The sequence below is a fragment of the Flavobacterium anhuiense genome, from assembly GCF_004151235.1.
GTDB classification, from domain to species: domain Bacteria; phylum Bacteroidota; class Bacteroidia; order Flavobacteriales; family Flavobacteriaceae; genus Flavobacterium; species Flavobacterium anhuiense_A.
In genome coordinates this window covers 512,533-537,882 of the sequence record NZ_JUIV01000002.1, presented here as the reverse complement: position 1 = coordinate 537,882, position 25,350 = coordinate 512,533, and the positions used below count along the sequence as shown (strand labels likewise).

Annotated in this window: 23 protein-coding genes; 14 read left to right on the top strand and 9 right to left on the bottom strand. The window is 33.6% G+C overall.

Going from position 1 to position 25,350, the window contains the following annotated elements; genetic code table 11:
- Positions 1-93: 93 nt before the first annotated feature.
- Together NU08_RS05205 and NU08_RS05200 are read left to right on the top strand one after the other, a co-directional pair.
- Entirely contained in the window at positions 94-909 is an 816-nt protein-coding gene (locus NU08_RS05205) for a hypothetical protein (RefSeq protein ID WP_129746159.1), read from the top strand.
- Positions 909-1,523 (top strand): deoxynucleoside kinase, encoded by a 615-nt coding sequence (locus NU08_RS05200; protein ID WP_129746158.1) that lies wholly within the window; start codon positions 909-911, stop codon positions 1,521-1,523. The genes NU08_RS05205 and NU08_RS05200 overlap by 1 nt, the downstream gene beginning before the upstream one ends.
- A gap of 100 nt (positions 1,524-1,623) precedes the next feature.
- Here the strand turns inward: NU08_RS05200 and NU08_RS05195 are convergent, their stop codons facing one another.
- From NU08_RS05195 to NU08_RS05175, 5 genes are all read right to left on the bottom strand, one after another.
- Entirely contained in the window at positions 1,624-4,143 is a 2,520-nt protein-coding gene (locus NU08_RS05195; RefSeq protein WP_129746157.1) for a sodium-translocating pyrophosphatase, read from the bottom strand.
- Positions 4,144-4,255: 112 nt separating this feature from the next.
- On the bottom strand, positions 4,256-4,786 hold the full coding sequence (locus NU08_RS05190) for an inorganic diphosphatase (protein ID WP_111288276.1): 531 nt from the start codon (positions 4,784-4,786) through the stop codon (positions 4,256-4,258).
- A gap of 111 nt (positions 4,787-4,897) precedes the next feature.
- Positions 4,898-5,497 (bottom strand): DNA-3-methyladenine glycosylase family protein, encoded by a 600-nt coding sequence (locus NU08_RS05185; protein WP_129746156.1) that lies wholly within the window; start codon positions 5,495-5,497, stop codon positions 4,898-4,900.
- Between the two features lie 214 nt (positions 5,498-5,711).
- Positions 5,712-8,213 carry a DUF5686 and carboxypeptidase-like regulatory domain-containing protein gene (locus tag NU08_RS05180; RefSeq protein ID WP_129746155.1) on the bottom strand — a complete coding sequence of 834 codons (2,502 nt, stop codon included), beginning with the start codon at positions 8,211-8,213 and terminating at the stop codon, positions 5,712-5,714.
- A 69-nt stretch (positions 8,214-8,282) separates the two neighbouring features.
- Positions 8,283-9,260 (bottom strand): pyruvate dehydrogenase complex E1 component subunit beta, encoded by a 978-nt coding sequence (locus tag NU08_RS05175; protein ID WP_008466560.1) that lies wholly within the window; start codon positions 9,258-9,260, stop codon positions 8,283-8,285.
- A gap of 501 nt (positions 9,261-9,761) precedes the next feature.
- Here NU08_RS05175 and NU08_RS05170 point away from each other — a divergent pair.
- From NU08_RS05170 to NU08_RS05155, 4 genes are all read left to right on the top strand, one after another.
- Complete coding sequence (locus NU08_RS05170) at positions 9,762-10,508, top strand: electron transfer flavoprotein subunit beta/FixA family protein (RefSeq protein WP_129746154.1); 747 nt, start codon at positions 9,762-9,764, stop codon at positions 10,506-10,508.
- A 146-nt stretch (positions 10,509-10,654) separates the two neighbouring features.
- Positions 10,655-11,623, top strand: a complete 969-nt coding sequence (locus tag NU08_RS05165) for an electron transfer flavoprotein subunit alpha/FixB family protein (protein ID WP_008466557.1) — start codon at positions 10,655-10,657, stop codon at positions 11,621-11,623.
- A 165-nt stretch (positions 11,624-11,788) separates the two neighbouring features.
- Positions 11,789-12,412, top strand: a complete 624-nt coding sequence (locus tag NU08_RS05160; protein WP_008466556.1) for a bifunctional nuclease family protein — start codon at positions 11,789-11,791, stop codon at positions 12,410-12,412.
- A gap of 92 nt (positions 12,413-12,504) precedes the next feature.
- Positions 12,505-13,356, top strand: a complete 852-nt coding sequence (locus tag NU08_RS05155; RefSeq protein ID WP_129746153.1) for a thymidylate synthase — start codon at positions 12,505-12,507, stop codon at positions 13,354-13,356.
- Positions 13,357-13,388: 32 nt separating this feature from the next.
- On the opposite strand, the gene NU08_RS05150 is transcribed toward NU08_RS05155, so the two are convergent.
- Positions 13,389-13,685, bottom strand: a complete 297-nt coding sequence (locus NU08_RS05150; RefSeq protein WP_129746152.1) for an isoamylase early set domain-containing protein — start codon at positions 13,683-13,685, stop codon at positions 13,389-13,391.
- A 239-nt stretch (positions 13,686-13,924) separates the two neighbouring features.
- On the opposite strand from NU08_RS05150, the gene NU08_RS05145 reads away from it, so the two are divergent.
- The 4 genes from NU08_RS05145 to NU08_RS05130 all read left to right on the top strand — a co-directional run bounded on the left by NU08_RS05145 (position 13,925) and on the right by NU08_RS05130 (position 16,776).
- Positions 13,925-14,269, top strand: a complete 345-nt coding sequence (locus NU08_RS05145) for a 2TM domain-containing protein (RefSeq protein WP_008466553.1) — start codon at positions 13,925-13,927, stop codon at positions 14,267-14,269.
- An 11-nt stretch (positions 14,270-14,280) separates the two neighbouring features.
- On the top strand, positions 14,281-14,763 hold the full coding sequence (locus NU08_RS05140; protein ID WP_111379458.1) for a dihydrofolate reductase: 483 nt from the start codon (positions 14,281-14,283) through the stop codon (positions 14,761-14,763).
- A gap of 569 nt (positions 14,764-15,332) precedes the next feature.
- On the top strand, positions 15,333-16,064 hold the full coding sequence (gene ubiE / locus NU08_RS05135) for a bifunctional demethylmenaquinone methyltransferase/2-methoxy-6-polyprenyl-1,4-benzoquinol methylase UbiE (RefSeq protein WP_008466549.1): 732 nt from the start codon (positions 15,333-15,335) through the stop codon (positions 16,062-16,064).
- 1 nt (position 16,065) lies between these two features.
- Positions 16,066-16,776 (top strand): porin family protein, encoded by a 711-nt coding sequence (locus NU08_RS05130; RefSeq protein ID WP_129746151.1) that lies wholly within the window; start codon positions 16,066-16,068, stop codon positions 16,774-16,776.
- A 9-nt stretch (positions 16,777-16,785) separates the two neighbouring features.
- Here the strand turns inward: NU08_RS05130 and NU08_RS05125 are convergent, their stop codons facing one another.
- A complete protein-coding gene (locus tag NU08_RS05125) occupies positions 16,786-17,514 on the bottom strand; it encodes an RNA methyltransferase (RefSeq protein WP_129746150.1) in 729 nt (242 codons plus the stop codon).
- 37 nt (positions 17,515-17,551) lie between these two features.
- Between NU08_RS05125 and NU08_RS05120 the strand changes: the two genes are divergently transcribed.
- The 4 genes from NU08_RS05120 to NU08_RS05105 all read left to right on the top strand — a co-directional run bounded on the left by NU08_RS05120 (position 17,552) and on the right by NU08_RS05105 (position 22,888).
- A complete protein-coding gene (locus NU08_RS05120; protein ID WP_129746149.1) occupies positions 17,552-20,125 on the top strand; it encodes a BamA/TamA family outer membrane protein in 2,574 nt (857 codons plus the stop codon).
- A 60-nt stretch (positions 20,126-20,185) separates the two neighbouring features.
- Positions 20,186-21,253 carry a class II fructose-bisphosphate aldolase gene (gene fbaA / locus NU08_RS05115; protein WP_008466540.1) on the top strand — a complete coding sequence of 356 codons (1,068 nt, stop codon included), beginning with the start codon at positions 20,186-20,188 and terminating at the stop codon, positions 21,251-21,253.
- Positions 21,254-21,364: 111 nt separating this feature from the next.
- Positions 21,365-22,219 (top strand): acetyl-CoA carboxylase, carboxyltransferase subunit beta, encoded by an 855-nt coding sequence (gene accD / locus NU08_RS05110; RefSeq protein ID WP_111367748.1) that lies wholly within the window; start codon positions 21,365-21,367, stop codon positions 22,217-22,219.
- Between the two features lie 81 nt (positions 22,220-22,300).
- Complete coding sequence (locus tag NU08_RS05105; RefSeq protein ID WP_129746148.1) at positions 22,301-22,888, top strand: hypothetical protein; 588 nt, start codon at positions 22,301-22,303, stop codon at positions 22,886-22,888.
- 191 nt (positions 22,889-23,079) lie between these two features.
- On the opposite strand, the gene NU08_RS05100 is transcribed toward NU08_RS05105, so the two are convergent.
- On the bottom strand, positions 23,080-23,967 hold the full coding sequence (locus tag NU08_RS05100; protein WP_129746147.1) for a cupin-like domain-containing protein: 888 nt from the start codon (positions 23,965-23,967) through the stop codon (positions 23,080-23,082).
- An 89-nt stretch (positions 23,968-24,056) separates the two neighbouring features.
- A complete protein-coding gene (locus NU08_RS05095) occupies positions 24,057-25,304 on the bottom strand; it encodes an ABC transporter permease (protein ID WP_129746146.1) in 1,248 nt (415 codons plus the stop codon).
- Positions 25,305-25,350: the final 46 nt, after the last annotated feature.

Genomic DNA, 25,350 nt, shown 5'->3' with positions numbered 1-25,350 from the left:
TTTAGACTATTAGATTAAAAAAGGTTTAAGACTTAAAATTGAAATTTAAAGAAGAGTTTTTTGTAATTTGGTGCTCTTGTAAAATAATTTCTAATGCGTAAAACTGTGCAAAAAATTTTATCCTCCATATTTCTTTTCTGCACTTTCCATGCGCTTTCTGCTCAGGATTTGAGTATAAATCCAACTTTAATTTCTCAATACAAAAATACTTCTGATGCTTTTTTAGGATATGATGCTTTTGGATATTCGTATCAGATAACCAATAATGTTTTCAGTAAAACTAAAGGAAAAGAAATCTTCGAGTACAAGAATGTTTCTTTAGGAAAAATTACGAAAGTTGATCTTCAAAATCCGTTGAAAATTGTTCTGTTTTATGAAGATTTCAATAGTGTGGTTTTATTGGACAATCAATTAAATAAAATGACCGAAATTAATTTTTCGCAGAATGCCACTCCAATTGTAGTAAGTGCGATCGGAATGTCTACTCAAAATCAACTATGGATCTACAATACTTTAAACCAGCAAATTAGTCTTTTTGATTATTTAAAAAATGAATACAAAACCGTCTCAATTCCGCTGACGGAACCAATTCAATATTATCAAACCGATTTTAATACTTTCTTTTGGGTTGACAAGAAAAACAATTGGTATTCTTGTGACATTTTTGGGAAAATTACTTCGCTAGGAAAAATAGCCGACTTTGATAAAATTGCCATTGTTAATTCTTCTCAATATCTTTTCAGTAAGGATAATTTATTGTATTTTAAAGGTTTCAATAAACCAAATCCAGAAGTAATTTCTGAGATTAAAATTTCAGAAAAAACCTTTGACAATTTTTATTACAAAGACCAAATTTTATCTATTTTTACAGCTACAGATATATCAAATTATAAAATCGTAACACCGTAATGCACATAGCAATAGCAGGAAACATAGGCGCAGGAAAAACAACTTTGACCAAATTATTGGCGAAACATTTCAAATGGGAACCTCATTATGAAGACGTAGTTGATAATCCGTATCTGGATGATTTCTATCATCAGATGGAGCGCTGGTCGTTCAATCTTCAGATTTATTTCCTAAACAGCCGTTTCCGTCAAGTGCAGCAAATTCGCGAAAGCGGTAAAAAAATCATCCAAGACAGAACGATTTATGAAGATGCGCATATTTTTGCACCCAATTTATATGCGATGGGATTAATGACAAGCCGTGACTTTGAAAATTACACGTCTTTGTTTGAATTAATGGAATCTTTGGTAAAAGCTCCAGATTTATTGATTTATTTAAGAAGTTCTATTCCAAATTTAGTGGGGCAAATCCACAAACGCGGACGTGAATATGAAAACTCTATTTCTATCGATTATTTAAGCCGTTTGAACGAAAGATACGAAGCTTGGATCCAGACTTATACTAAAGGAAAACTTTTAATTATTGATGTTGACAATATCAATTTCGTTGACAATCCAGAAGATTTAGGAGATATCATTAATAGAATTGATGCTGAATTGAACGGATTGTTTTAAAACAAAGAATTTACCCGAAATAAAAAATGCCTCTAAAATTATTTAGAGGCATTTTCGTTTTCATGAAACTTTGTCAAAGTTTTAAACTTTAACAAAGCTATTATTTCGCAGCTTCAACTTTCGCTAAGACTTCTTCTTCGGTTCCTTCAAAAACTTCGGTTGTTGTTTTACCATTTACGGTTTTAGTAACAGTTCCAGTAGCTTTTCCGTCTACATTTTTAACCTCAACACGAACAGATTGGCTTTCTGCATGAGCATATTTTCCAGTTGCATCAAAATGAGCCAGACATTTAGCTGTTTCTTCTTCAGAACAGCCTTTTTCTTTACACATTTTAATGCATTCTTCTTTTGTCATTCCAGACATATCGCCGCATTTAGACATTCCTGCATGCATTTCAGTTTTAGCACAGCAAGAAGCTTTTCCAGCAATATCTGACGGAGCATGGCCTTCACCCAAAATTGGAGCAATTACCAATCCAATCAAACAAGTTAATTTGATTAAAATATTCATTGAAGGTCCAGAAGTATCTTTAAACGGATCTCCAACTGTGTCGCCTGTTACCGCTGCTTTGTGCGCATCAGAACCTTTATAAGTCATTTCGCCATTAATCATAACTCCTGCCTCAAAAGATTTTTTAGCATTATCCCAAGCACCTCCAGCATTGTTTTGGAAAACGGCCCAAAGTACTCCAGAAACGGTAACTCCAGCCATATATCCACCTAACATTTCAGCAATTAATTGATTGTTGTCTGAGTAAACTAATTTTCCAATTAGAACAATTGCAATCGGAAAACCAATCGTTAAAATTCCTGGAAGCATCATCTCGCGTAAAGCGGCTTTTGTAGAAATTTCAACACATTTTCCGTATTCTGGTTTTCCTGTTCCTTCCATAATACCAGCAATTTCTTTAAACTGGCGACGAACTTCGTAAACCATATCCATTGCTGCTTTTCCAACAGAATTCATTGCTAAAGCAGAGAAAACCACTGGAATCATTCCACCGACAAATAACATCGCTAAAACTGGCGCTTTAAAAATATTGATTCCGTCAATTCCTGTAAATGTTACATAGGCCGCAAATAAAGCCAATGAAGTTAAGGCTGCAGAAGCAATTGCAAATCCTTTTCCTGTTGCTGCTGTTGTATTTCCTACTGAATCCAAAATATCTGTTCTAGTACGAACTTCTTTTGGCAATTCGCTCATTTCGGCGATTCCACCAGCGTTATCAGAAATTGGTCCGAAAGCATCGATTGCCAATTGCATGGCTGTTGTAGCCATCATTGCTGAAGCTGCTAGCGCCACTCCATAAAATCCTGCCAAAACATAAGAAATCCAAATTGCGATGGCAAACAATAATACGGTTGGGAAAGTAGAAATCATTCCTGTTGCCAAACCTGCAATTACGTTTGTTCCTGCTCCTGTAGATGATTTTTGAACAATGGCCAATACTGGTTTCGTTCCTAATCCTGTATAATATTCCGTTACTGATGAAATAGCTCCACCAACTACCAATCCAACTAAAGTGGCATAGAAAACACGCATTGATGAAATCGCTTTGGAACCTTCTCCAAAGAATGTCATCTGCATCGTTTCTGGAAGCATGTGCTGTACTAAAAAGAAACAAGCTACAGCTGTTAAAACAATAGAAACCCAGTTTCCTATATTTAATGCTTTCTGCACTTGCGCTTCTTTAGCATTATCATCTGAGATCTTTACTAATAATGTTCCGATAATCGAAAAAAAGATTCCGAAACCAGCAATTGCCATTGGAAGCAAAATTGGTCCAATTCCGCCGAAAGCATCATTAATACTTCCTCCCATATCTTTTATCACATAGTTTCCAAGAACCATTGCGGCTAAAACAGTTGCCACATAAGATCCAAATAAATCGGCTCCCATACCCGCAACGTCTCCAACATTGTCTCCTACGTTGTCTGCAATTGTTGCTGGATTACGAGGATCATCTTCCGGAATTCCTGCCTCAACTTTACCCACTAAATCGGCTCCAACATCGGCTGCTTTTGTATAGATTCCACCACCAACTCTGGCAAATAAAGCGATAGATTCGGCTCCTAATGAAAATCCAGCAAGAGTTTCTAAAACAACCGTCATTGTATTGGTGTCTTTCCAAACTCCTCCAGAAAACAAATGAAAGAAAATGATAAAAAATGATGTTAATCCTAAAACAGCTAAACCTGCTACACCTAATCCCATTACGGTTCCTCCGCCAAAAGAAACTTTTAATGCTTGCGGAAGACTTGTACGAGCTGCTTGAGTAGTTCTAACGTTTGTTTTAGTTGCTATTTTCATTCCCATATTTCCTGCTAAAGCAGAGAAAAATGCACCAAAAATAAATGCTATTACGATTAATAAATGTGTTTTTACTCCTGGAATAAAAGTGATTCCTGCCAAAGCTAAACTGGCAATAATCACAAAGATGGTTAATAGTTTATATTCGGCTTTTAGGAAGGCTAAGGCTCCTTCGTAGATATAATCTGAAATCTCTTTCATCTTACCGTCTCCAGCGTCTTGTTTTAAAACCCAAGTCCTTTTTATTCCCATGAAAAGTAAACCTAAAACTGCCATTATAATAGGCAGGTAAATCATAAATGCATTCATAATATTTTATTGGTTTTGGTTAATAGTCAACAATCTAACTGAACGAATTTAAACAAAAAAGCAATACTCCTGACGGCAGTATTGCTTTTTTTATAATAGAATAAGGTTAAAATTATTTAATGCTAAATAATCCAGCCGGTTTATTTTCAATGTCATCAAAACGTTTTGTACACTCAGCGATGATATCATAAGCTTCTTTTACGTCTCCCCATCCTTCTACGTCTACTTTTTTGTTTTCAAGATCTTTATAAACTTGGAAAAAGTGCTCGATTTCTTTTACTAAGTGTGGGTTGATATCAGAAAGGTCATTTAATGAATTCCAGATTGGATCTGAAACTGGTACACAAATAATTTTCTCGTCTGGTCCTTTGTCATCTGCCATGTGGAAAACACCAATTGGCTTAACCTCCATTACACATCCAGGAAAAGTTGGCTCGTTTACCAAAACTAATACATCAAGAGGATCACCATCTAAAGCTAAAGTTTCTGGAATAAATCCGTAATCAGCTGGGTACATCATAGAAGAGAATAACATTCTGTCGAAACGCATTCTTTTAATTTCAAAATCGTACTCGTATTTATTTCTGCTTCCTCTTGGTATTTCGATCAATACATCGAAAGTCGTTAATTTGTCTGCGGTCATTTTTGTTTTTTATTGTTTCTATAATTTCGGTTGCAAAAATAACTAAAGAATCTAGTTTTACAATAAAAAACAAGGTTAAATTATCTTCATTAGAGTTTAAAAAACAAGCATTTAATAGCTAATTATTCTATTTCTTTTTTTCAAGTAATAATGCCAGAGCAAATAGGTCGCATAAGAACGAAACGGGCTCCATTGTTCTGCATGAATTTCCATTTCTTGTTTGTCATGAATATTCAGCAATTCCTTGATTGTATTTATTACAGCTATATCTCCTAATGGGATTAAATCAGGCTCTTCCAGACAAAACATCAAATAAATATCGATAGTCCAATTTCCGATTCCTTTTAATTTAATAAGCTCTTCGCGAACTTGTTTTGCAGATTTTGAAGCTAAACTTTCAATATCCAACTCTTTGTTTAAAACTGCTTCTGCTAAAATCTTAATGTAATTTGTTTTCTGACGGCTTACTCCAAGGCTTCTAAATTCTTCGTCAGAAAGAAGAACCATATTTTCAGGATTACAAGTTGTAAAAGCTTTAATTTTTAAGAACGTGGCTTTCGCCGAATCTATAGAAACCTGCTGCTCGAGAATTAATAAAACCAAAGTTTCAAATCCAGGCGGGCGTCTCGGAATTGGAGGTAATCCGTATTTCTCGATAATCTCTAGAAATATTGGGTTTTTATTGGTTAGAAAATCGATGGCTTCTTGCATGATTATAGTTTTCGAAAGTAAATCAAATTTAAGAAAAATGGAGTTAGTTCTCGCAAAGTCGCCAAGTCGCTAAGTTTTTTTATCTCTCGCAGATTTTGCAGATTAAGCAGATCAAAATCTGATCTGGAATCTCAATGATTATCAAAAGCTAGAAACAAAAAAATCGCAAAGATTTAAAACCTTTGCGACTTTGTAACTTTGAGCCTTTGCCTCTTTAAAAATAAAACCCGAATGATCCTTTTATTGCAAATTTATGTGCATCTGGCATATCTAGATAATTTCCTCTCCAAGAGAAATCAAGACGGAAAACTTTAAAGATATTTCCAATTCCTGCATTATACTCCCAGTATACTTTTTCAGGAGCATTATAAGGCAATCCTGAAGCATTAATGGCGCGATTGGCATCAGAAATAGTTCCATGAACCGCTCTAATTCCGATATATTCTCTCCAATTTAGTTTTCTCATGAATGGAATTCTAGCAAATAATCTACCTCCAAAATCATGGTTCCACTGCAAGGTTGTATATTGATCCGTAACAAATTCGTAGAAATTTAAGTTACTGAATGTATTCTCAATCGTAAAATAAGTCTGGTTACCCGGAATTACACTCATTAAACCTAACGGAATTGTACCAAATGTTTTTCCTGTTTCAATCGTGATATTTGTTCTTCCTAAAGGCCCAATAATAATAGGTTGTCTGTAGAAAACTTGAATCTTTTCGTAAGCAAAATCACTGTCAAAAACACCTTTTAATCCATAACTGAAATTCACAAAGAAATGACTGTACGGACTATCTACTAAATTTCTTTCTACACCATAACCAATCGTTTTTCTGTTGGGCATAAACTCAAACTGAATATTGGCTTCTGATTGTTTTACCATACTCTCAACAACACCTGCAGGATTTTCAGGAGTTGGTAAAGTAGTATAATAATCCAAACTAAATGTCTTTGAAGCAGATTCTAGTGTTCGATACGAAAATCCTGCTTGAACTATAAAGTTCTTTTTAGGCTCCATTTCTACAGAAACGTTGCTCAAATTAATATTGGTCAATTTTCCATTACTTCCTGTTGTAAACAGTGCAGAAGATGCAAAACTTCGTCCTAAAACATCATTTGTAGTCGTTAAACTCGCACCAATTTGTTCGATATCACGCCTATTTCCTCCAGAGATTATGACACGGTTTTTCTTGTCAACCATCCATTTTCCAGAAACACCATATTTGAATTTATTATCGTCAAATCCATAAGCTGTATAAGCCTGAATACGCCATGGGTCATTTGGACCAAAATAAGTTCTTCCACCCACTCTTAATCTTATACCTTCGACTTCATTATATCCGAAAGTGGAGAAAATTGGTCCGTAATCGAAGTTTTTAAATTCGATGTAACCGCTTCCTAAAATGGAGACAAGATTATACAGCTGCTTAAATCGCTTGACGGTTTGCAGTGTGTCAAGCATTTTATAAATTCCCTGTTCGTCTTTATTTAATTTTTCAAAACGATTTTCCTCCCAGAACTCAGGCGGTCGTTCGTAAACGGCATTGTCTATAAAATTAACTTCTTCTTTATAAAATTTCTCAGGTTTTTGAATGTTGAATTTATGATTGCGGTATAAAGTCGTTCTTTTACCATAAACTCCTTTTGATTTTTCTTTTTTGTTTAAAGCAAAATCAGACATCATATAATCACGAGTCAAAAGGAAAACAGAATCGTTTTCTACTTCAAATTCTTGCTCGATATAAATATCTTTTACCCAGTTAATATTGGCACTTTTAGTTACGCCCATATTAATTTTTTTGATGGCAAAAGTGGTATCGTTTACCCAAAAATCTCCTTTAAAAGTCAATTCGTTTTTGCGTCTCGGATAGAAAACAATATTATAACACCATTTCTTATCGATAAAAGCACTGTCTTTTAAGACATAATTGTAAACATCGATTCCGGTTCTTGATAGCGGACTTGTAAAACTTTTATCAAAAAACTTCAGGTGATTGTCGTAAATATTATAATCCGAATAAAGGTCTTTTACAAAAGATAAAATCTGCTGATTTCCGTTAAAACCAGACATTTTATTTCCCGTAAGGTTTTCTTTTACTTTCTTTAGTTTGTTGTCTCCATAAACATCATAAACCGATTCGTTTATGAAAATCGGCAAATAGGTTTTTCCAGTAACATCTGAAGTATCAACATGATTAAAGATAAATTCCATTCCTTTAAAAAGCTTATTTTTCATAAATGCACTATCAATAGTGTTCATGTCAAATTCCACTTTTTCGTACTTCTGCATTTGATATTGATTAAATAGGTATAATCCGTTTTTACGTTTTCTTTCCCATATTTTTCTCAAAATATCCAATGCTGGATTATTCTTCTTAGATGTTTTTCCGGTATAAATTACAACTTCGTTAAGCACTTGTTCTTCGAACAAAACAATTTTAAAATTATAATTTACCGCTTTTTCCAAAGGAACTTCCTTGTCTGAAAATCCTGCCGAAGTAACCAAAAGTGCAGTATAAGTATTTGGCGATTCTAAATAAAAACGGCCGTCTTCATTAGAAACGATTCCAATATTAGAACCTTTAAAAACTACATTGGCAAAAGGTATTGGCTGGTTGGATTTGTCCAAAACAACTCCACTCACCTTAGTTTGTGCAGCAGCAACATTCGCAAAAGCAAATACAATATATAAGAGAAGTAGAGTTAATTTGTTCATTATAAAGTAAAAAAAAACTTCACCAATCCATTCTGCCTGATGAAGTTTTATGAGTATTTTGTATTTGTATTATTTGTATAATACTTTTTTAACTGCTTTTACTACATCACCTGCATTTGGCAACCAGTCTTTTAACAATACTGGAGAATAAGGTGCAGGAGTATCAGCAGTTGTAATACGTTGAATTGGCGCATCAAGGAAGTCAAAAGCTTGCTCTTGAACGATATAAGAAATCTCAGAAGAAAGGCTGGCAACTGGCCAAGCTTCTTCAAGGATTACTAAACGGTTTGTTTTTTTAACCGATTTTAAGATAGCATCTTTGTCCATTGGACGAACAGTTCTTAAATCGATAATCTCACAAGAAATTCCTTCTTTTGCTAATTCATCAGCAGCGATGAAAGCTTCTTTGATGATCTTTCCGAATGAAACGATAGTTACATCTGTTCCTTCACGTTTAACATCGGCAACACCTAGAGGAATTGTGTATTCTCCGTCTGGCACTTCACCTTTGTCTCCGTACATCTGCTCAGATTCCATGAAAATAACTGGATCGTTATCACGAATAGCAGATTTTAAAAGTCCTTTTGCATCATAAGGAGTTGAAGGAACAACAACTTTTAGTCCTGGAGTATTAGCAAACCAGTTTTCTAAAGCTTGTGAGTGAGTAGCTCCTAATTGACCAGCAGAAGCTGTTGGCCCGCGGAAAACGATAGGCACATTAAATTGTCCTCCTGTCATTTGACGCATTTTAGCAGCATTATTAATAATTTGATCAATACCAACTAAACAGAAGTTGAATGTCATATATTCTACAATAGGACGGTTTCCGTTCATTGCAGAACCTACTGCAATTCCTGAAAATCCAAGCTCAGCAATCGGAGTATCAATTACTCTTTTTTCACCAAACTCAGCTAGCATTCCTTTAGAAGCCTTGTAAGCTCCATTGTATTCTGCAACCTCTTCTCCCATTAAATATATGGATTCATCGCGACGCATTTCTTCGCTCATTGCTTCACAAATGGCCTCTCTAAATTGTATTGTTCTCATATTTTTTATTGTATGTTGAATTTTCTGAAGAGCAAAAATAAATATTTTAAATAACTTAAAAGCATAAATTGAATTTAAAATCGCATGAACTTCTATCTGTTCTCAGGTTTTAACTTTTTAAACTTTATTGTGACAATTACGAAATCGATATAATAACGTATAATTTACACTTAAAATCGCTTAAAATATTTTTTAGACAAACTTCTGTCTATTTGTTTAATTCTTGTTTCTCCAAAATTCATTCATCTTAACGTAAAAAAACAAAAATTAGTATTTCTCAGACAAAATTAATTTGCTTTCCAACTATCGGCTATTGCAAAATTCCTAACAATCAGACAAAATGAATATTATTTTATTTTTAGATTCCGATGAAAATCATCCAAAACTGAACAATCTGCGAAATCGTAATAGTTTTAAAAAATATTATGCATGCATAGTATAATTATTCCAAATTAAATTCTAAATTTGTAAAAGCATATTATAAATTCAAAATATATACTTATGAAAATACTAGTTTGCATCAGCCATGTGCCTGATACTACTTCAAAAATCAACTTTACCAACGGTGATTCAGAATTTGACACTAATGGTGTACAATATGTAATTAACCCTAACGACGAATTCGGTCTTACACGCGCTATATGGTTTCAAGAACAACAAGGTGCAAATGTAACGGTTGTAAACGTCGGAGGTCCTGATACTGAACCAACTTTACGTAAAGCATTGGCTATTGGAGCAAACGAAGCTATTCGTGTTAACGCAAATCCTACAGATGGTTTCTTCGTAGCAAAACAATTGGCAGAAGTAATTAAAAATGGCGGTTATGATCTTGTAATTGCTGGTAAAGAATCTTTAGATTATAACGGTGGAATGGTCCCTGGAATGATTGCTGGAATCTTAGGATACAACTTCCTAAACTCTTGTACAGCTTTAACTGTTGACGGCAACAATGTAAAAGCGGCTCGTGAAATCGACGGTGGTAAAGAAACTGTAAGCACTACTCTTCCTTTAATTATCGGAGGTCAAAAAGGTCTTGTTGAAGAAAAAGATTTGCGTATCCCGAACATGAGAGGAATTATGACTGCTAGAACTAAAGCGCTTACTATTCTTGAGCCAGTTGATGCAACTGTAAATACAAAAGCGGTGAAATTTGAAAAACCAGCTCCAAAATCGGCAGTAAAATTAGTTTCTGCAGATAATTTAGATGAGTTAATCAATTTATTACACAACGAGGCTAAAGTGATTTAAGATTGTAGACTTTAGATTTTAGATTGCTGATTGCAATACGAAATCTAAAACTCAACATTTGATTCACTTCAAAATCTAAAATCAATAATCATTTTAGATTTCATTTTCAAAAATCTGAAATCTAAAATCTAAAATCTAAAATTGTTATGTCAATATTAATATACGCAGAATCTGCAGAAGGAAAATTTAAAAAAGTTGCTTTCGAATTAGCTTCTTATGCTAAGAAAGTAGCTGAATCATTAGGGACAACCGTTACTGCTTTAACAGTAAACATCAGTGATGTAAGCGAGTTAGGCAAATACGGAGTTGATAAAGTTTTAAAAGTAAGCAATGATAAATTAGCTGGTTTTAACGCAAAAGCTTACGCTGATGTTATCAAACAAGCTGCTGAAAAAGAAGGAACAAAAGTAGTATTGCTTTCTTCTACAACAGATAGCATTTATCTTTCACCGCTAGTTGCTGTGGCTTTAAATGCTGGTTTTGCTTCAAATGTAGTTGGATTGCCAGTTAGCACTTCTCCATTTCAAGTAAAAAGAAATGCTTTCTCAAACAAAGCTTTCAATATTACACAAATCGATACAGATGTAAAAGTTCTTGGTTTAGCTAAAAACTCTTACGGACTTTTTGAAAGTGCAGGAGCTGCTGCTGCAGAAGATTTCAACCCAACTGTTGGAGATAATGACTTTGGAGTAAAAGTAGAATCTGTAGAAAAAGTATCTGGGAAAGTTTCTATAGCAGACGCAGATATCGTAGTTTCTGGCGGACGCGGATTGAAAGGTCCAGAAAACTGGGGATTAGTAGAAGATCTTGCTGCTGTTCTTGGCGCTGCAACTGCTTGCTCTAAACCAGTTTCAGATTTAGGATGGAGACCTCACAGCGAGCACGTTGGACAAACAGGAAAACCAGTTGCAACAAACTTATATATCGCTATTGGTATTTCTGGAGCTATTCAGCACATTGCTGGTATCAACTCTTCTAAAGTAAAAGTAGTAATCAATAATGATCCAGAAGCTCCTTTCTTTAAAGTTGCTGATTATGGTGTAGTTGGAGATGCTTTTGAAATTGTACCTCAATTAACAGAGAAATTAAAAGCTTTCAAAGCTCAGCATTCTTAATACAAAGAATTCTCTTTAAAAATATTGCTGCCTAAAAACAAGATGTTGTATCTTTGTTTATAGGCAGCTTTTTTGTTCCATATTTTTTGATTAAAATTGCAGCTTTATTTTCCAACCCAAAATAGTATTAAAATAAGGTGCTAAGTGCCTTTTTTACAAACATATATGAGTCTAGTAAAATTATCCATAAAAGGAATTTCATACAGTCAAACTCAAAATGGCGCTTATGCCTTAATTTTGAATGAAGTCGACGGCGAAAGAAAATTACCTATTGTTATTGGCGCTTTTGAAGCCCAGTCAATCGCTATTGCTTTAGAGAAAGAAATAAAACCGCCACGCCCGTTAACACACGATTTATTCAAGAATTTTGCCGAAAGATTTGATATCGTGGTAAAACAAGTTATCATTCATAAATTAGTCGACGGTGTTTTTTATTCAAGTTTGATCTGCGAAAGAGATAAAATCGAAGAAATTATCGATGCACGAACTTCTGATGCTATCGCTTTGGCACTTCGTTTCAACGCTCCTATTTTTACTTATAAAAACATTTTAGATAAAGCTGGAATTTATTTAAAATCGAATACTGCCGAAACAGATTCTGGCGCTCAAGAAATTGATGATGTCCTTTCAAATCCTGAAACTTTCGGACACGAAGAAGAAAGCAACCAATCTGGAGACGTATACGCAAAACATTCTTTACAAGAATTAAACGAGCTTTTAGACCAAGCCGTTTCTCAAGAAGATTACGAAAAAGCAGCAAAAATTAGAGACGAAATCTCTAGAAGATAGATTTTGATGTTTAATCGTTAAAATGTTTATTCGTTAAATCGACTAAACAAATCTACAATTAAACAGATCCACGATTAAACGATTAAACAAAGATGAAGCAATACTTAGATTTAGTAAAACACGTTTTAGAAAACGGCAATCAAAAAGGAGACCGTACCGGAACAGGAACTAAAAGCGTTTTTGGTTACCAGATGCGTTTTGATTTAAGTGAAGGTTTCCCAATGGTTACGACCAAAAAATTACATTTAAAATCCATCATTTACGAATTGCTTTGGTTTTTAAAAGGCGATACGAATATCAAATACCTTCAGGAAAACGGAGTGAAAATTTGGGATGAATGGGCAGATTCTAATGGCGATTTAGGACCAGTTTACGGTCACCAATGGCGCAATTGGAACAGCGAAGAAATCGATCAGATTTCTGAATTAATTACCGAATTAAAAACAAATCCGAATAGCCGAAGAATGCTGGTTTCTGCGTGGAATCCTTCGGTTCTGCCAGACACTAAAAAATCTTTTGAAGAAAATGTAGCAAACAATAAAGCGGCATTGCCTCCTTGCCATGCATTTTTTCAATTTTATGTAGCAAGTCCAGATCCTGAAAAAGGCGAAACAAAAGGAAAGCTTTCTTGCCAATTGTATCAGCGAAGTGCCGATATCTTTTTAGGAGTTCCTTTTAACATTGCTTCTTATGCATTGCTAACTATGATGATTGCCCAAGTATGCGATTTAGAACCAGGCGAATTTATTCACACTTTTGGTGACGCACATATTTACAACAATCATTTTGAGCAATTGGAACTGCAATTAACGCGTGAGCCAAAACCATTACCAAAAATGATTTTAAATCCAGAGATCAAAAACATTTTTGATTTTGATTATAATGATTTCACACTTGTAGATTACGATCCGCATCCTGCCATTAAAGGAAGTGTTGCTGTATAAAAAACAAAAATCCGCTGTAATAGCGGATTTTTTTATACAACTAAAACACTGTTTTCACTGCCAGCGTAATCATTCCATTTGTAAGAATCGGCTTCTGGATCATTTACATAATTCCCGTCAATCAGATACTTAAATTCGTAAATCGCATCTTTCACCAAATCGTAAGTTGCTTTAAACGTTCCGTTTTTTAACTTGCTTAAAGCTCCTTCTGAGGCATTCCAGTTATTAAAATCTCCAACCACCGCTGCCGAATCAGCATCTTTGGCATCTATTGAAAATGTAACTTTAACAACCGGCTTCGTTTTGATAAATTGTTTTTTCAAAGACATAACTATTTCGTTTTTAGATTTATACACCTAAAATTAATTAAATTCAACGAAACACTAACTACCGTCAGAACCGATTTATGATAATGCCAAAAACAGCATATTTTTTTCGCTTTATTGGTAATTTAAAGCAGTTAAAATTTTGTTTTTCAAATTATTGAGTCACAAAAAAGCAAATATTCTATACCCAAAATATTGTCTTTCGAAAATAAATTTTAACTTTATGATCTCATTTTTATCTTATGGAAAAAGAAGTGCACGAACAATACGAATATGCTAGACGCCGATTAAGACAAAAAAAGGTCTTATATTTTCATTTTGTACTTTTCCTGCTTGGAAGCTTATTTTTATTTATTGCCAATAGATTTTTTGGATTTGGACAAGGTGCAACCCAAAATTGGTGCATCTGGGGTATTACCATCTGGCTTTTCCTTTTTATTCTTCATTTTATAAAAGTGTATATAACCGACCGTTTTATGAATAAAAAATGGGAAAGAGAGCAAATTGACCGATTAGTTGCTTTACAGCAAAAAAGAATCAGCCAGCTTGAATCTTCTATTAATGAAGAGAATGAAAATAAAATTTAGTTAAGCATACCATGATTATAATGATAGCGGCTGCGGCCGAAAATAATGCGCTTGGAAAAAACAACGAATTAGTATGGCATTTGCCTAATGATTTTAAAAGATTTAAATCGCTTACTACTGGTCATCATATTATTATGGGAAGAAAAACTTTTGAAAGTTTTCCGAAACCATTACCAGACCGCGTTCATATTGTAATTTCTCGTCAAGAAAATTATAAGCCAGAAGGGTGCATTGTAGTAGATAGTATCGAAAAAGCAATTGCCATTTGCCCTGAAAACGATGATAGTTATGTTATAGGCGGTGGCGAAATTTACAATCTCGCTCTTCCGTTTACTGATATTATCGAACTAACCAAAGTTCATCATTCTTTTGATGCAGATGCTTTTTTTCCTAAAATCAATAAAAGCGAATGGGTTTTGGTAGAATCTGAAGAAAATTATAAAGATGAAAAACACCTTTATGATTATACTTATGAAACTTACATTAGAAAATAAATAAAAAACATCCTCTTTTTAGGGAGGATGTTTTTAAATAATTGATTTTTGAAGCTTAACTCGCTCAAGAAGAATTTTGTTTAAAAAAAATCACAAATGTCGAGAAACATCTGTAAAACTGAATAACATTTAATGTTATTTGAGACCTAAGTCTCAAACGCCTCTAATAACAAATACCACTAAGATATTAAAGGCAGAAAATTAAAATTTCCAAAAACAAATTTAATCCTAAGAACGTACTTTGCGCTTAATATTAGTATTTCCCCCCAAGAACAATACTTTTCAAAACTCTTTCATGAACAAATGAACTACCAGCACAAAAAAAGTAATCATCTGTTTAAGTCATAGCGACATTATCAATCATTAAAACTTTAATCATTTTTACTTGAACAAAGTTGCTCATAATAGCGCTACTAGACAATACCAAGATTTAGGGATTTTATCAAAATACCTAGATTTAGGGATGGCAAAATTTGTTCTAAAACAAATCCTTCCAAACATTTATTTTTCAAATTAAAAAACTCAATTACAGTTAAACTAGATTGTTTATATTTGCCTAAATAAAAAAAATGTCTGAAAAAATAACTCCGTATAAAGACTCTTCTTTAGGTAAAAAAGAGCAAGTAACCCAAATGTTCGATACTATTTCTGGGAATTACGATAATTTGAATCGTGTAATTTCTTTTGGAATTGACGTTAAATGGCGTAAAAAAGTATTAAAAATAGTATCAGACAAAAAACCAAAAGTTATTCTTGATATTGCAACTGGAACTGGTGACTTGGCCATTTTGCTTGCGCAAACTAATGCTGAAAAAATTATTGGACTAGATATTTCTGCCGGAATGCTAGAAGTAGGAAAAAAGAAAGTGGAAGAAAAGAAACTTTCAAATGTAATTGAACTAGTTTTAGGCGATTCTGAAAACATGCCTTTTGAGGACAATTATTTTGATGCGATCACAGTTGGTTTTGGCGTAAGAAATTTTGAAAATCTAGAAAAAGGTTTTGCAGAAATCTTAAGAGTCTTAAAACCAAATGGTGTTTTTGTTATATTAGAGACTTCTGTTCCAGACAAGTTTCCTTATAAACAAGGCTACAATTTCTATAGCAAAAATATACTTCCATTAATTGGAAAATTATTTTCTAAAGATAATGATGCTTATGGTTATTTGTCTGAATCGGCTGCCGCTTTTCCTTATGGAGAAGCCTTAAACAATATTTTAAGAAAAACTGGGTTTATAGATGTTGTGGCAATGCCTCAAACTTTTGGTGTCGCAACAATTTATTCTGCATCTAAAAAATAGTATGAAAAAAGTTGTAATCTTATTTTTATTGGTCTTAACGACAAAAGGACATTCGCAATTTGCTAAAAACATGTTTAGCAAAGATCCTATTATTAATCTTGAAAACTGGCAGAAACAACGTATTTATTTTGGCTACTATCTTGGTTTTAATAGTTTTGACTTTAAATTTGATTACAAAACTCCTGTACCGGAAGATATCCAAGTTAAAAAAACAACTGGTTTTAACGTAGGTGTTGTGACCGATTTAAGGCTTCAAGAATATATTAACTTGCGTTTTGAGCCAGGTTTGTATTATACTAAACGTGATCTTTATTTTCCTGGGATAAGCAACAAAGAAAGCGATTATTTAAGAGAAGTAAACAGTACTTACATTCACTTTCCTTTATTATTGAAATTTTCTGCTTTGCGTACGGGAAACATACGCCCATATTTAGTTGGCGGTATGTCTACAACTTTAAACTTGTCTAGCAATGCTAAATCTAAAGACGATAACTTTGAGCAGAAATTTAGAGTAAAACAATGGACAGCAGCTTATGAATTAGGATTAGGAATTGATATTTTTACCGAATACTTTATTTTTTCTCCATCTGTTAGAGGAATGTTCGGCATAACCGATGAACTTATTAGAGATAATAATCCAGACAGTCCATGGACAGGAAACATTGATTCGATGAAATCTAGAGCGCTTTTAATAAATTTTACTTTCCATTAAAACAAAACATCAACTATTTCGTTTAAATTCACTAAGAATAATTGCTGTTGCAGTAGCTACATTTAGACTTTCCGTTTTTTGTAGCTCTCCAAATCTAGGAATTGTGAGACGGCTGGTTACGATTTTTTCAATCTCATCTGAAATTCCGTTGGCTTCATTACCCATAATAATGATGCCATTCTGAGGCAGTTTTGATTGATAAATATTCTCCCCGTCCATAAAAGTTCCAAAAATTGGCAGTTTAGTTTGAGCAAGAAAAAGTTTTAAATCAACATAACTTACATTCACTCTGGCAATAGATCCCATTGTAGCTTGTACCACTTTTGGATTATAAATATCCACTGTTTCTTTAGAACAGACAATCTGCTTAATGCCAAACCAATCGCATAGACGTAAAATAGTGCCTAGATTTCCTGGGTCTCTAATGTCGTCTAAAGCTAAAATCAAGCCCGAATCGATTATTTCTTTTTCGGCTGGAATTTTAAAGACCGCCAAACAAGAATTTGGAGTTGACAAAGCACTTATTTTTTTCAGTTCTTGTTCATTAATAAGAGTGCGTTTTGACGCATGAACCGTTTGAAAATCATTTAAAGTGGTGTATAAATGTTCTAATTCAAAATTGGATTGCAGCAATTCTTGAATTACTTTTACTCCTTCAGCAAAAAATAATTGATTAGCAAAACGCTGCTTTTTTTGATGCAAGCCTGATATTAGTTTTATTTGGTTTTTACTAACCATAAAATAATGTACTTTTGAATTAAATATTAAAAAACACTTGAAAAATAATTCCACAAAAATAATAGCATTTATTCTAATTGCAATATTAATTTGCGCTTGTAATGCCGTAAAAAGAGTTCCCGATGGAAAAAACCTTCTTGTAAAAAATAATATTCTAGTTAACGGAAAATCGACAAACGATGAGATAGCTTCAAATCAGATGTACCAAAAACCAAATGGTAAATTATTAGGCTATAAACTTCGATTAAATTTATACAATTTAGCCAATTTAAATCCAGATTCTACTTATCAGGCAAAATTTAAAAACAATCCTGGAAAATATGAGCGTATGTCTAAGATATTTTCTGCAAAACAAGTGGACCGTCTTGGACAATCTTTTTATTATAAAGGAATTCATGAATTTCTAAAAAGCACTGGTGAACCGCCAGTAATCATTGATACTTCCAAAACTAAAAAATCATTGCTTCGTTTAAAATACTATTATTTCAATAATGGTTTTTTTAATGTTCAAACCGATTATACTATTGATACGGTTGGAAAAAAGAGGGCCGCAATTAATTATAACATCACTACAGGACCGGCTTATAAGTTAGATACAATTAGAACCAAAATAATGACTCCTGCGCTAGACTCATTATATAGAACTAATAATGAACCTTCTTTATTAAAATCTGGAAATCAATATAAAACCACTGATTTTGAAGAAGAAAAAAACCGCATTACAACTTATTTTAGAAATCATGGTGCTTACTATTTTCAGCCAACCTATGTAACTTTTGACATTGATACCATTGGCAAAAAAGCTAAAGCTGATGTAACTTTAATAATAAACAATAATACCATTCAAGGAAGAGATTCTAGCCGTACAGAGCCTTTTAAATTGTATAAAATCAGCGATGTAAACATTTACACCGATTATTCTGCTGCAAATGCCAAGAAAAAACCAACAGACAGTGTAACCTACAACAACTTTAATTTATATAGCTACAAGACTTTAAAATACAAACCGCGTGCTATTACTGATGCTATTTTCATCACAAAAGGAAGTACTTTTGCCGATTTTAGAACGACTCTTTCTTCTCGATATTTGAATAACTTAAGGATTTTTAACTATCCGTCAATACAATACGAAGTAGACAAGAGAGATTCTACAGCTCAATCTCTGATTGCCAATGTTTATTTGACTCCGAGAAAAAAATACAGTTTTGGAGCCACTCTTGACTTAACGCATTCTAACATTCAGGATTTTGGAATTGGAGCCAGTGTTTCGGAAACGATTCGAAATGTATTTAACCGCGCTGAAACCCTTGAAATTTCGGCTCGTTTAAATGTGGGATCATCTAGAGATATGGCGAATCCAAATAATAATTTCTTTAATGTTTCTGAATATGGTCTGGATATGAAATTAAATTTCCCAAGAATCCTGCTCCCTTTTGGAACTGAAAAAATTATTCCCAAAAGCATGATTCCCTACACCTCTATTACTTCTGGTTTTTCTAAGCAGCGAAATATTGGTTTGGACAAAGAAAACTTTACAGGAGGTATCTCGTACAACTGGACACCAAAACGTCATAATACAGCAAAATTCGAATTGTTGAATGCACAGTTTGTCCGTAATTTAAATCCAGACAATTACTTTAATGTATACACTTCTTCTTATGATGATTTAAATTATATCGGGAAAGATTACAATACCAATGTCAACAACTGGGGAGATACACCTGAGGAACAAGCTCGAAAAGATCTTACTATACCCCAAGGAACCACAGGATTTACAAATGACGTATTGACTGGAAAAACAGCTTTGAATCCAGGCAATTCACAATATCAGGAAGTTGAAAGCATTGAGGAAAGAAGAGTTCGTTTGACTGAAAATGATTTTATTCTGGCAACCAGTTTTTCTTTCACCAAAACAACCAAAAAAGATCTCGCGGACAATAATTTCTATCAATTTAGAACGAAAATAGAATCTGCTGGAACCTTATTATCTGCTGTTTCAGCAATTGGAAATTTACCTAAGAACTCTAGAGGAAACTACGAGATTTTTAATCTGGAATATTCAGAATATATAAAAACTGAATTTGACTATATCAAACACTGGGATTTTGGAAAAGAGAAAGTTCTAGCAGTGAGAAGCTTCTTTGGAATCGCAATTCCGTTCGGAAATTCAAACTACATTCCGTTTTCACGAAGTTATTATGGCGGAGGTTCCAATGATAACCGTGCATGGCAGCCATATGCTTTAGGACCTGGAAGCACCAACGCAGTAAACGACTTTAATGAGGCGAATATGAAAATTGCAGCGAGTGCCGAATTTCGTTTCAAAATTTTCGGAGATGTAAAAGGTGCATTCTTTGCAGACGCCGGAAATATCTGGAATGTACTCGATAATGTGATAGATCCGAAAGCAAGGTTTGACAACTTAAACGATTTAGAAGAAATTGCTTTAGGAACAGGATTCGGTTTAAGATACGATTTGAGCTTTTTTGTGATTCGTTTAGATTTAGGCTTTAAGACTTATAATCCGGCGCATGAGAAGGGAGACCGATGGTTTAAAGAATACAATTTTGGACACTCAGTTTTAAATTTTGGTATAAATTATCCGTTCTAATGCTAATTAATTCTTATTTTTGCAACCTAAAAACTAAAAACAACTATAAAAAAAATTAAAATGGCACACAACATTAAACCAGGAGTAGCTACAGGAGATCAAGTACAAGAGATCTTTAATTATGCGAAAGAGAAGGGTTTTGCTCTTCCGGCAGTAAACGTTACTGGATCAAGCACAATTAACGGAGTTCTTGAAACTGCAGCAAAACTAAACGCGCCAGTTATCATTCAATTTTCTAACGGTGGAGCACAATTCAACGCTGGAAAAGGATTATCAAATGCAGGTGAAAAAGCAGCAATCGCAGGAGGAATCGCGGGAGCAAAACATATTCATACTTTGGCAGAAGCTTACGGTGCAACTGTAATCTTACACACTGACCACTGTGCAAAAAAACTTTTACCTTGGATTGATGGTTTATTAGACGCTTCTGAAAAACATTTCGCAGAAACAGGAAAACCATTATTCAGTTCTCACATGATCGATTTGTCTGAAGAGCCAATCGAAGAGAACATCGAAATCTGCAAAGAATATTTAGCTAGAATGAGCAAAATGGGAATGACATTAGAAATCGAGCTTGGTATTACAGGTGGTGAAGAAGATGGCGTTGACAACTCAGACGTAGATAGCTCAAAATTATACACTCAACCAGAAGAAGTAGCTTACGCTTACGAAGAATTATCTAAAGTGAGCCCTAAATTTACAATTGCTGCTGCTTTCGGAAACGTTCACGGTGTTTACAAACCAGGAAACGTAAAATTAACTCCAAAAATCTTAAAAAATTCTCAAGATTTCGTACAAAGCAAATTCAACACTGGACACAACCCAGTTGATTTCGTTTTCCACGGAGGTTCAGGTTCTACACTTGAAGAAATTAGAGAAGCTATCGGATACGGAGTTATCAAAATGAACATTGATACAGATTTACAATTTGCATACACTGAAGGAATCCGTGATTATATGGTAAACAATATTGAGTACTTAAAAACTCAAATTGGTAACCCAGAAGGTCCAGATGCTCCAAACAAAAAATACTACGATCCAAGAAAATGGGTTCGTGAAAGCGAAGTGACATTCAACGCGAGACTTGAACAAGCTTTTGCTGATTTAAATAACGTAAACACACTTTAAATTTTAGATTTTTGAATTTAGATTTCAGATTTCTAATGAAGCCTGAAATTTAAATTTTGAATTCAGATTGAAAAATCTAAAATTTAAAATCTACATTCTAAAATTAAAAAAATGGCTTGGTTTAAAAGACAAGAAAAAGGGATTACGACCGCTACTGAAGATAAGATGGACGTTCCGAAAGGATTGTGGTACAAATCTCCTACTGGAAAAATTATTGATGCTGACGAATTGGCGAGAAATTTGTTCGTTAGCCCTGAAGATGATTTTCACGTTCGAATTGGAAGCGCAACCTATTTTGAAATTTTATTCGACAACAACGAATTTGTTGAGTTAGATAAAAACATGACTTCTAAAGATCCTTTGCACTTTGTGGACACAAAAAAATATGCAGACAGATTGAAAGATGTAATGGAAAAAACTCATCTTAAAGACGCTGTACGTACGGGAGTTGGAAAATCTAAAGGAAGAGAACTTGTAATCTGCTGTATGGATTTTGCATTCATCGGTGGATCTATGGGAGCTGTTGTGGGTGAGAAAATCGCGAGAGGTATTGATCACGCCATTAAAAACAAACTTCCTTTTGTAATGATTTCTAAATCTGGTGGAGCTCGTATGATGGAAGCTGCTTATTCTTTAATGCAATTAGCAAAAACTTCTGTAAAATTAGCTCAATTAGCTGAAGCTAAATTACCTTACATCTCTCTTTGTACTGATCCAACAACTGGAGGAACAACAGCATCATACGCAATGTTAGGAGACATCAACATCTCTGAGCCAGGCGCTTTGATTGGTTTTGCTGGTCCACGTGTTGTACGTGACACTACAGGAAAAGATTTACCAGAAGGTTTCCAAACTGCTGAGTTCTTATTAGAGCACGGTTTCTTAGACTTTATCACGCCAAGAAAAGAATTGAAAGATAAGATCAACTTATATATCGATTTGATTCAAAACAATGATATTAGATAGTTTTAAAACTACTTAAAATAGAAAATCCCAAGAAATTGCTCTTGGGATTTTTTTATATCTTTATTTTAAATCTTATTCTTTATGGTTAGAATTTTTATTGGCTTTCTAATTTGTTTTCTCTTTTTAAATTGCGCTAAGAAAGAAGAAAAGGTTGTTGAGAAAAATAAGCCTTACATTATATCTTATGAAGATAAAATGCTACAAAAACACTACGATTCATCAGCAGCACCTCCTCCATCAACAAAAGGATTTTTCTATGGAGAAAGCCAGTTAATAATTGACAAAAAAGGAAATTTATATTTTTATCAAAAAAGATACATTCAAATTTTATGTAGTTATGGTAGTGAAAAAGATACACTTCCACATTTTCTTGATTTACAGCCAAAAGACATTGTCAAAATTCCAAAAAAATGTCTAAAAGATTTTCTTTCAGAAAATATTTTAACAAAAGAGAAAAAGAGACAAATTTTAATAATAGGCTCACAAAGCGATACAATTAAAAATCCTTACTTTCTGGATTTTTTAAAAAGTAACCTTATACAAACGTACCACATAAGAAGAACAACTCAAGAAGAAGATACTGTTTTGAAATACAAAACTAATAGCGATTACTATTATCCTGATTCAATTAAGTGGGACAAAACTAGAATAAAACTTCCAAAACGATAAAATCCCAAGAAATTGCTTCTTGGGATTTTTTTTTGTTTTAAAACCACATAAGCACAATTAAGCTTTTCCTACAAGGTTTTAAAAACCTTGTAGGTATTAATTTGATGCAGAATATTTTTCTAAATTAAAATCTTAAGTTAGACCTACAAGGTTTTGAAAACCTTGCAGGAAGACTATGAAAAATTCTATTCTCAACTCGCCTTTCTCAAATCCTTCTTTAATTCCTTTTCAGCAATTTTAAAAGCTAGTTTTTCGCGCCATACAGCATAACGCTCCCTAAAAATCACTTTTATCCCGCTGTCTACTGCACCATGCATAAATAAACTCCAAACACTGGCAATTTTTCTAGTAATCGATTGATCCCAAGCGCGAAGCGTAAGCGAAAAAGAACCATCTATATAACGCATCCAATGCCACATTCCTGTTGGCATGAATAAAGTATCTCCGTGCTCCAAGAAAACTTCATATCCCTCTACTCCTTTTAGAGCTGGGAATTTTTCAAAATCGGGATTAGCAACATCATAGTCTTCTAAAGCATAAGTAGTATTTGGAATGCAATAAAGCCTTTTTTTCCATTTATTATCAAATAATATTATATGTTTTCTACCACCAAAATGAGTGTGAAAAAGATGTGGCAAATCGATATCGTAATGCAAAAAAGTAATCGCTTTTGAACCTCCAAAAAACATAGCAGGCATGCTTTCAATAAAACCTCCCATTAATTCTTTGGGAACTTTTACATCGTCAATTAATTCGGGTCTGTGTTTAAAAAGATTGAAGAAAAAAATACGCAATTGTGTAGGCTCACGTTTGATTAAATCCAAGTATTCTCCAAATTTCATACTTGCTATAGAAGCGTTGATCACTTTTGCTGGATCTGCTTTAGAATTATCTACAAGTTTAACCTCAATATCTCCAGCAATCTGCTTGAAATACTCGGTTGACCATTTTTCTCTTGCCGGCCAATCCTTAGTGAGTCCCTTTATAATTAAAGGTTTTCTTTTGTCTAAATAATTTCTTTTGAAATCTTCTCTAGAAATAGACTCAACAGTATCGACAGATTTAAGATTAAAGCTCATTGTTTGAGTATTTTATGTTCTTGGTCTATCAAAAATATCTAATTATTTTGAGCCATCAAAATTTACAGTAAAATAACACAAAAACAATATTACATTCCTGTTCGAATGGCTTCTACAGGATCTAAATTTGCTGCAGAAACCGCTGGCAGAATACCAGAAATTAATCCAATAAAGGCAGCTAAAGTTGTTCCTAAAACTATATTGCCAAAACTTAAAACAAACTCGAAATCCAGCAGTTTTGTCAAAGCAAAAGCAATTCCCCAAACCATCAGAAGACCAATAATTCCGCCAATAACTGATAGAATAATAGCTTCAAACAAAAATTGGAATAAGATAAATTTATTTTTTGCTCCTAATGATTTCTGAATTCCGATAAGATTTGTTCTTTCTTTTACGGAAACAAACATAATATTGGCAATTCCGAAACCGCCAACCAGAAGAGAAAATCCGCTAATAATCCAACCAACAAAATTCATCTGCCCTAAAATACCATCAATAAAATCAGTAAAACCTGAAAGGACATTAATAAAGAAATTATCCATTTCTCCAGCTTTCATTCCGCGAATTGCACGAAGTTTCTGAGCGATTTCTGCTTTATATGCATCCATATCAACACCTTTTACTGGTTTTAAAACAATAACAGGAGTCATCGAATCGCTATCTCCGTACATTCTTCGTAAAAAATTAGCAGGAAGATAAACCGAAGTATCATTGCTGTCTCCAAAAAATCCAGCTCCTTGTTTTTCCATTACACCAATAACGGTAAAACGCTGTCCGTATAGACGAATATTTTTGCCGATCGGATCGCTTGAACCAAAAAGTCCATCAGCGATATCATATCCAAGAACAATAACAGGAGTTCCAGAATTCGATTCAGATTCATTATAAAATCTTCCTTTATCAAAACTCAATCCATCAATATCGACCATTTCGCTTGACGACGGAATAATATTTACATCGCTGACTGTTTTAGAATCGTATTTTAAACTTTCTCTATTTACAAAAAGCTGGTATCCGACTTGATCGGTATTATTCATTGAGTTTTTTAAGCCAATGTATTCGTCATATTTTACATTTGGAAACTGTTCTCTCTTCCATTGCGGAATTTCAGATGGTCCAAAGCAATATTTCATTAAATAAATTGTATTTTTATCTAAACTGCTCAAATCTTTAGAGATTTTTTTATCTAAAGAGTCAACAGCAGCCAAAACAGCGATAATCGAAAAAATACCAATCGTAACACCTAAAAGCGACAACAGAGTGCGTAATTTATTATTTCGCAAAGCATTGATGGCAAAGCTTAGACTTTCCTTTAATAATCTTAGATAAACGATCATATTTTCGTATTTTTCAATAAAGTAAAATTCAATAATTTAAATTCAA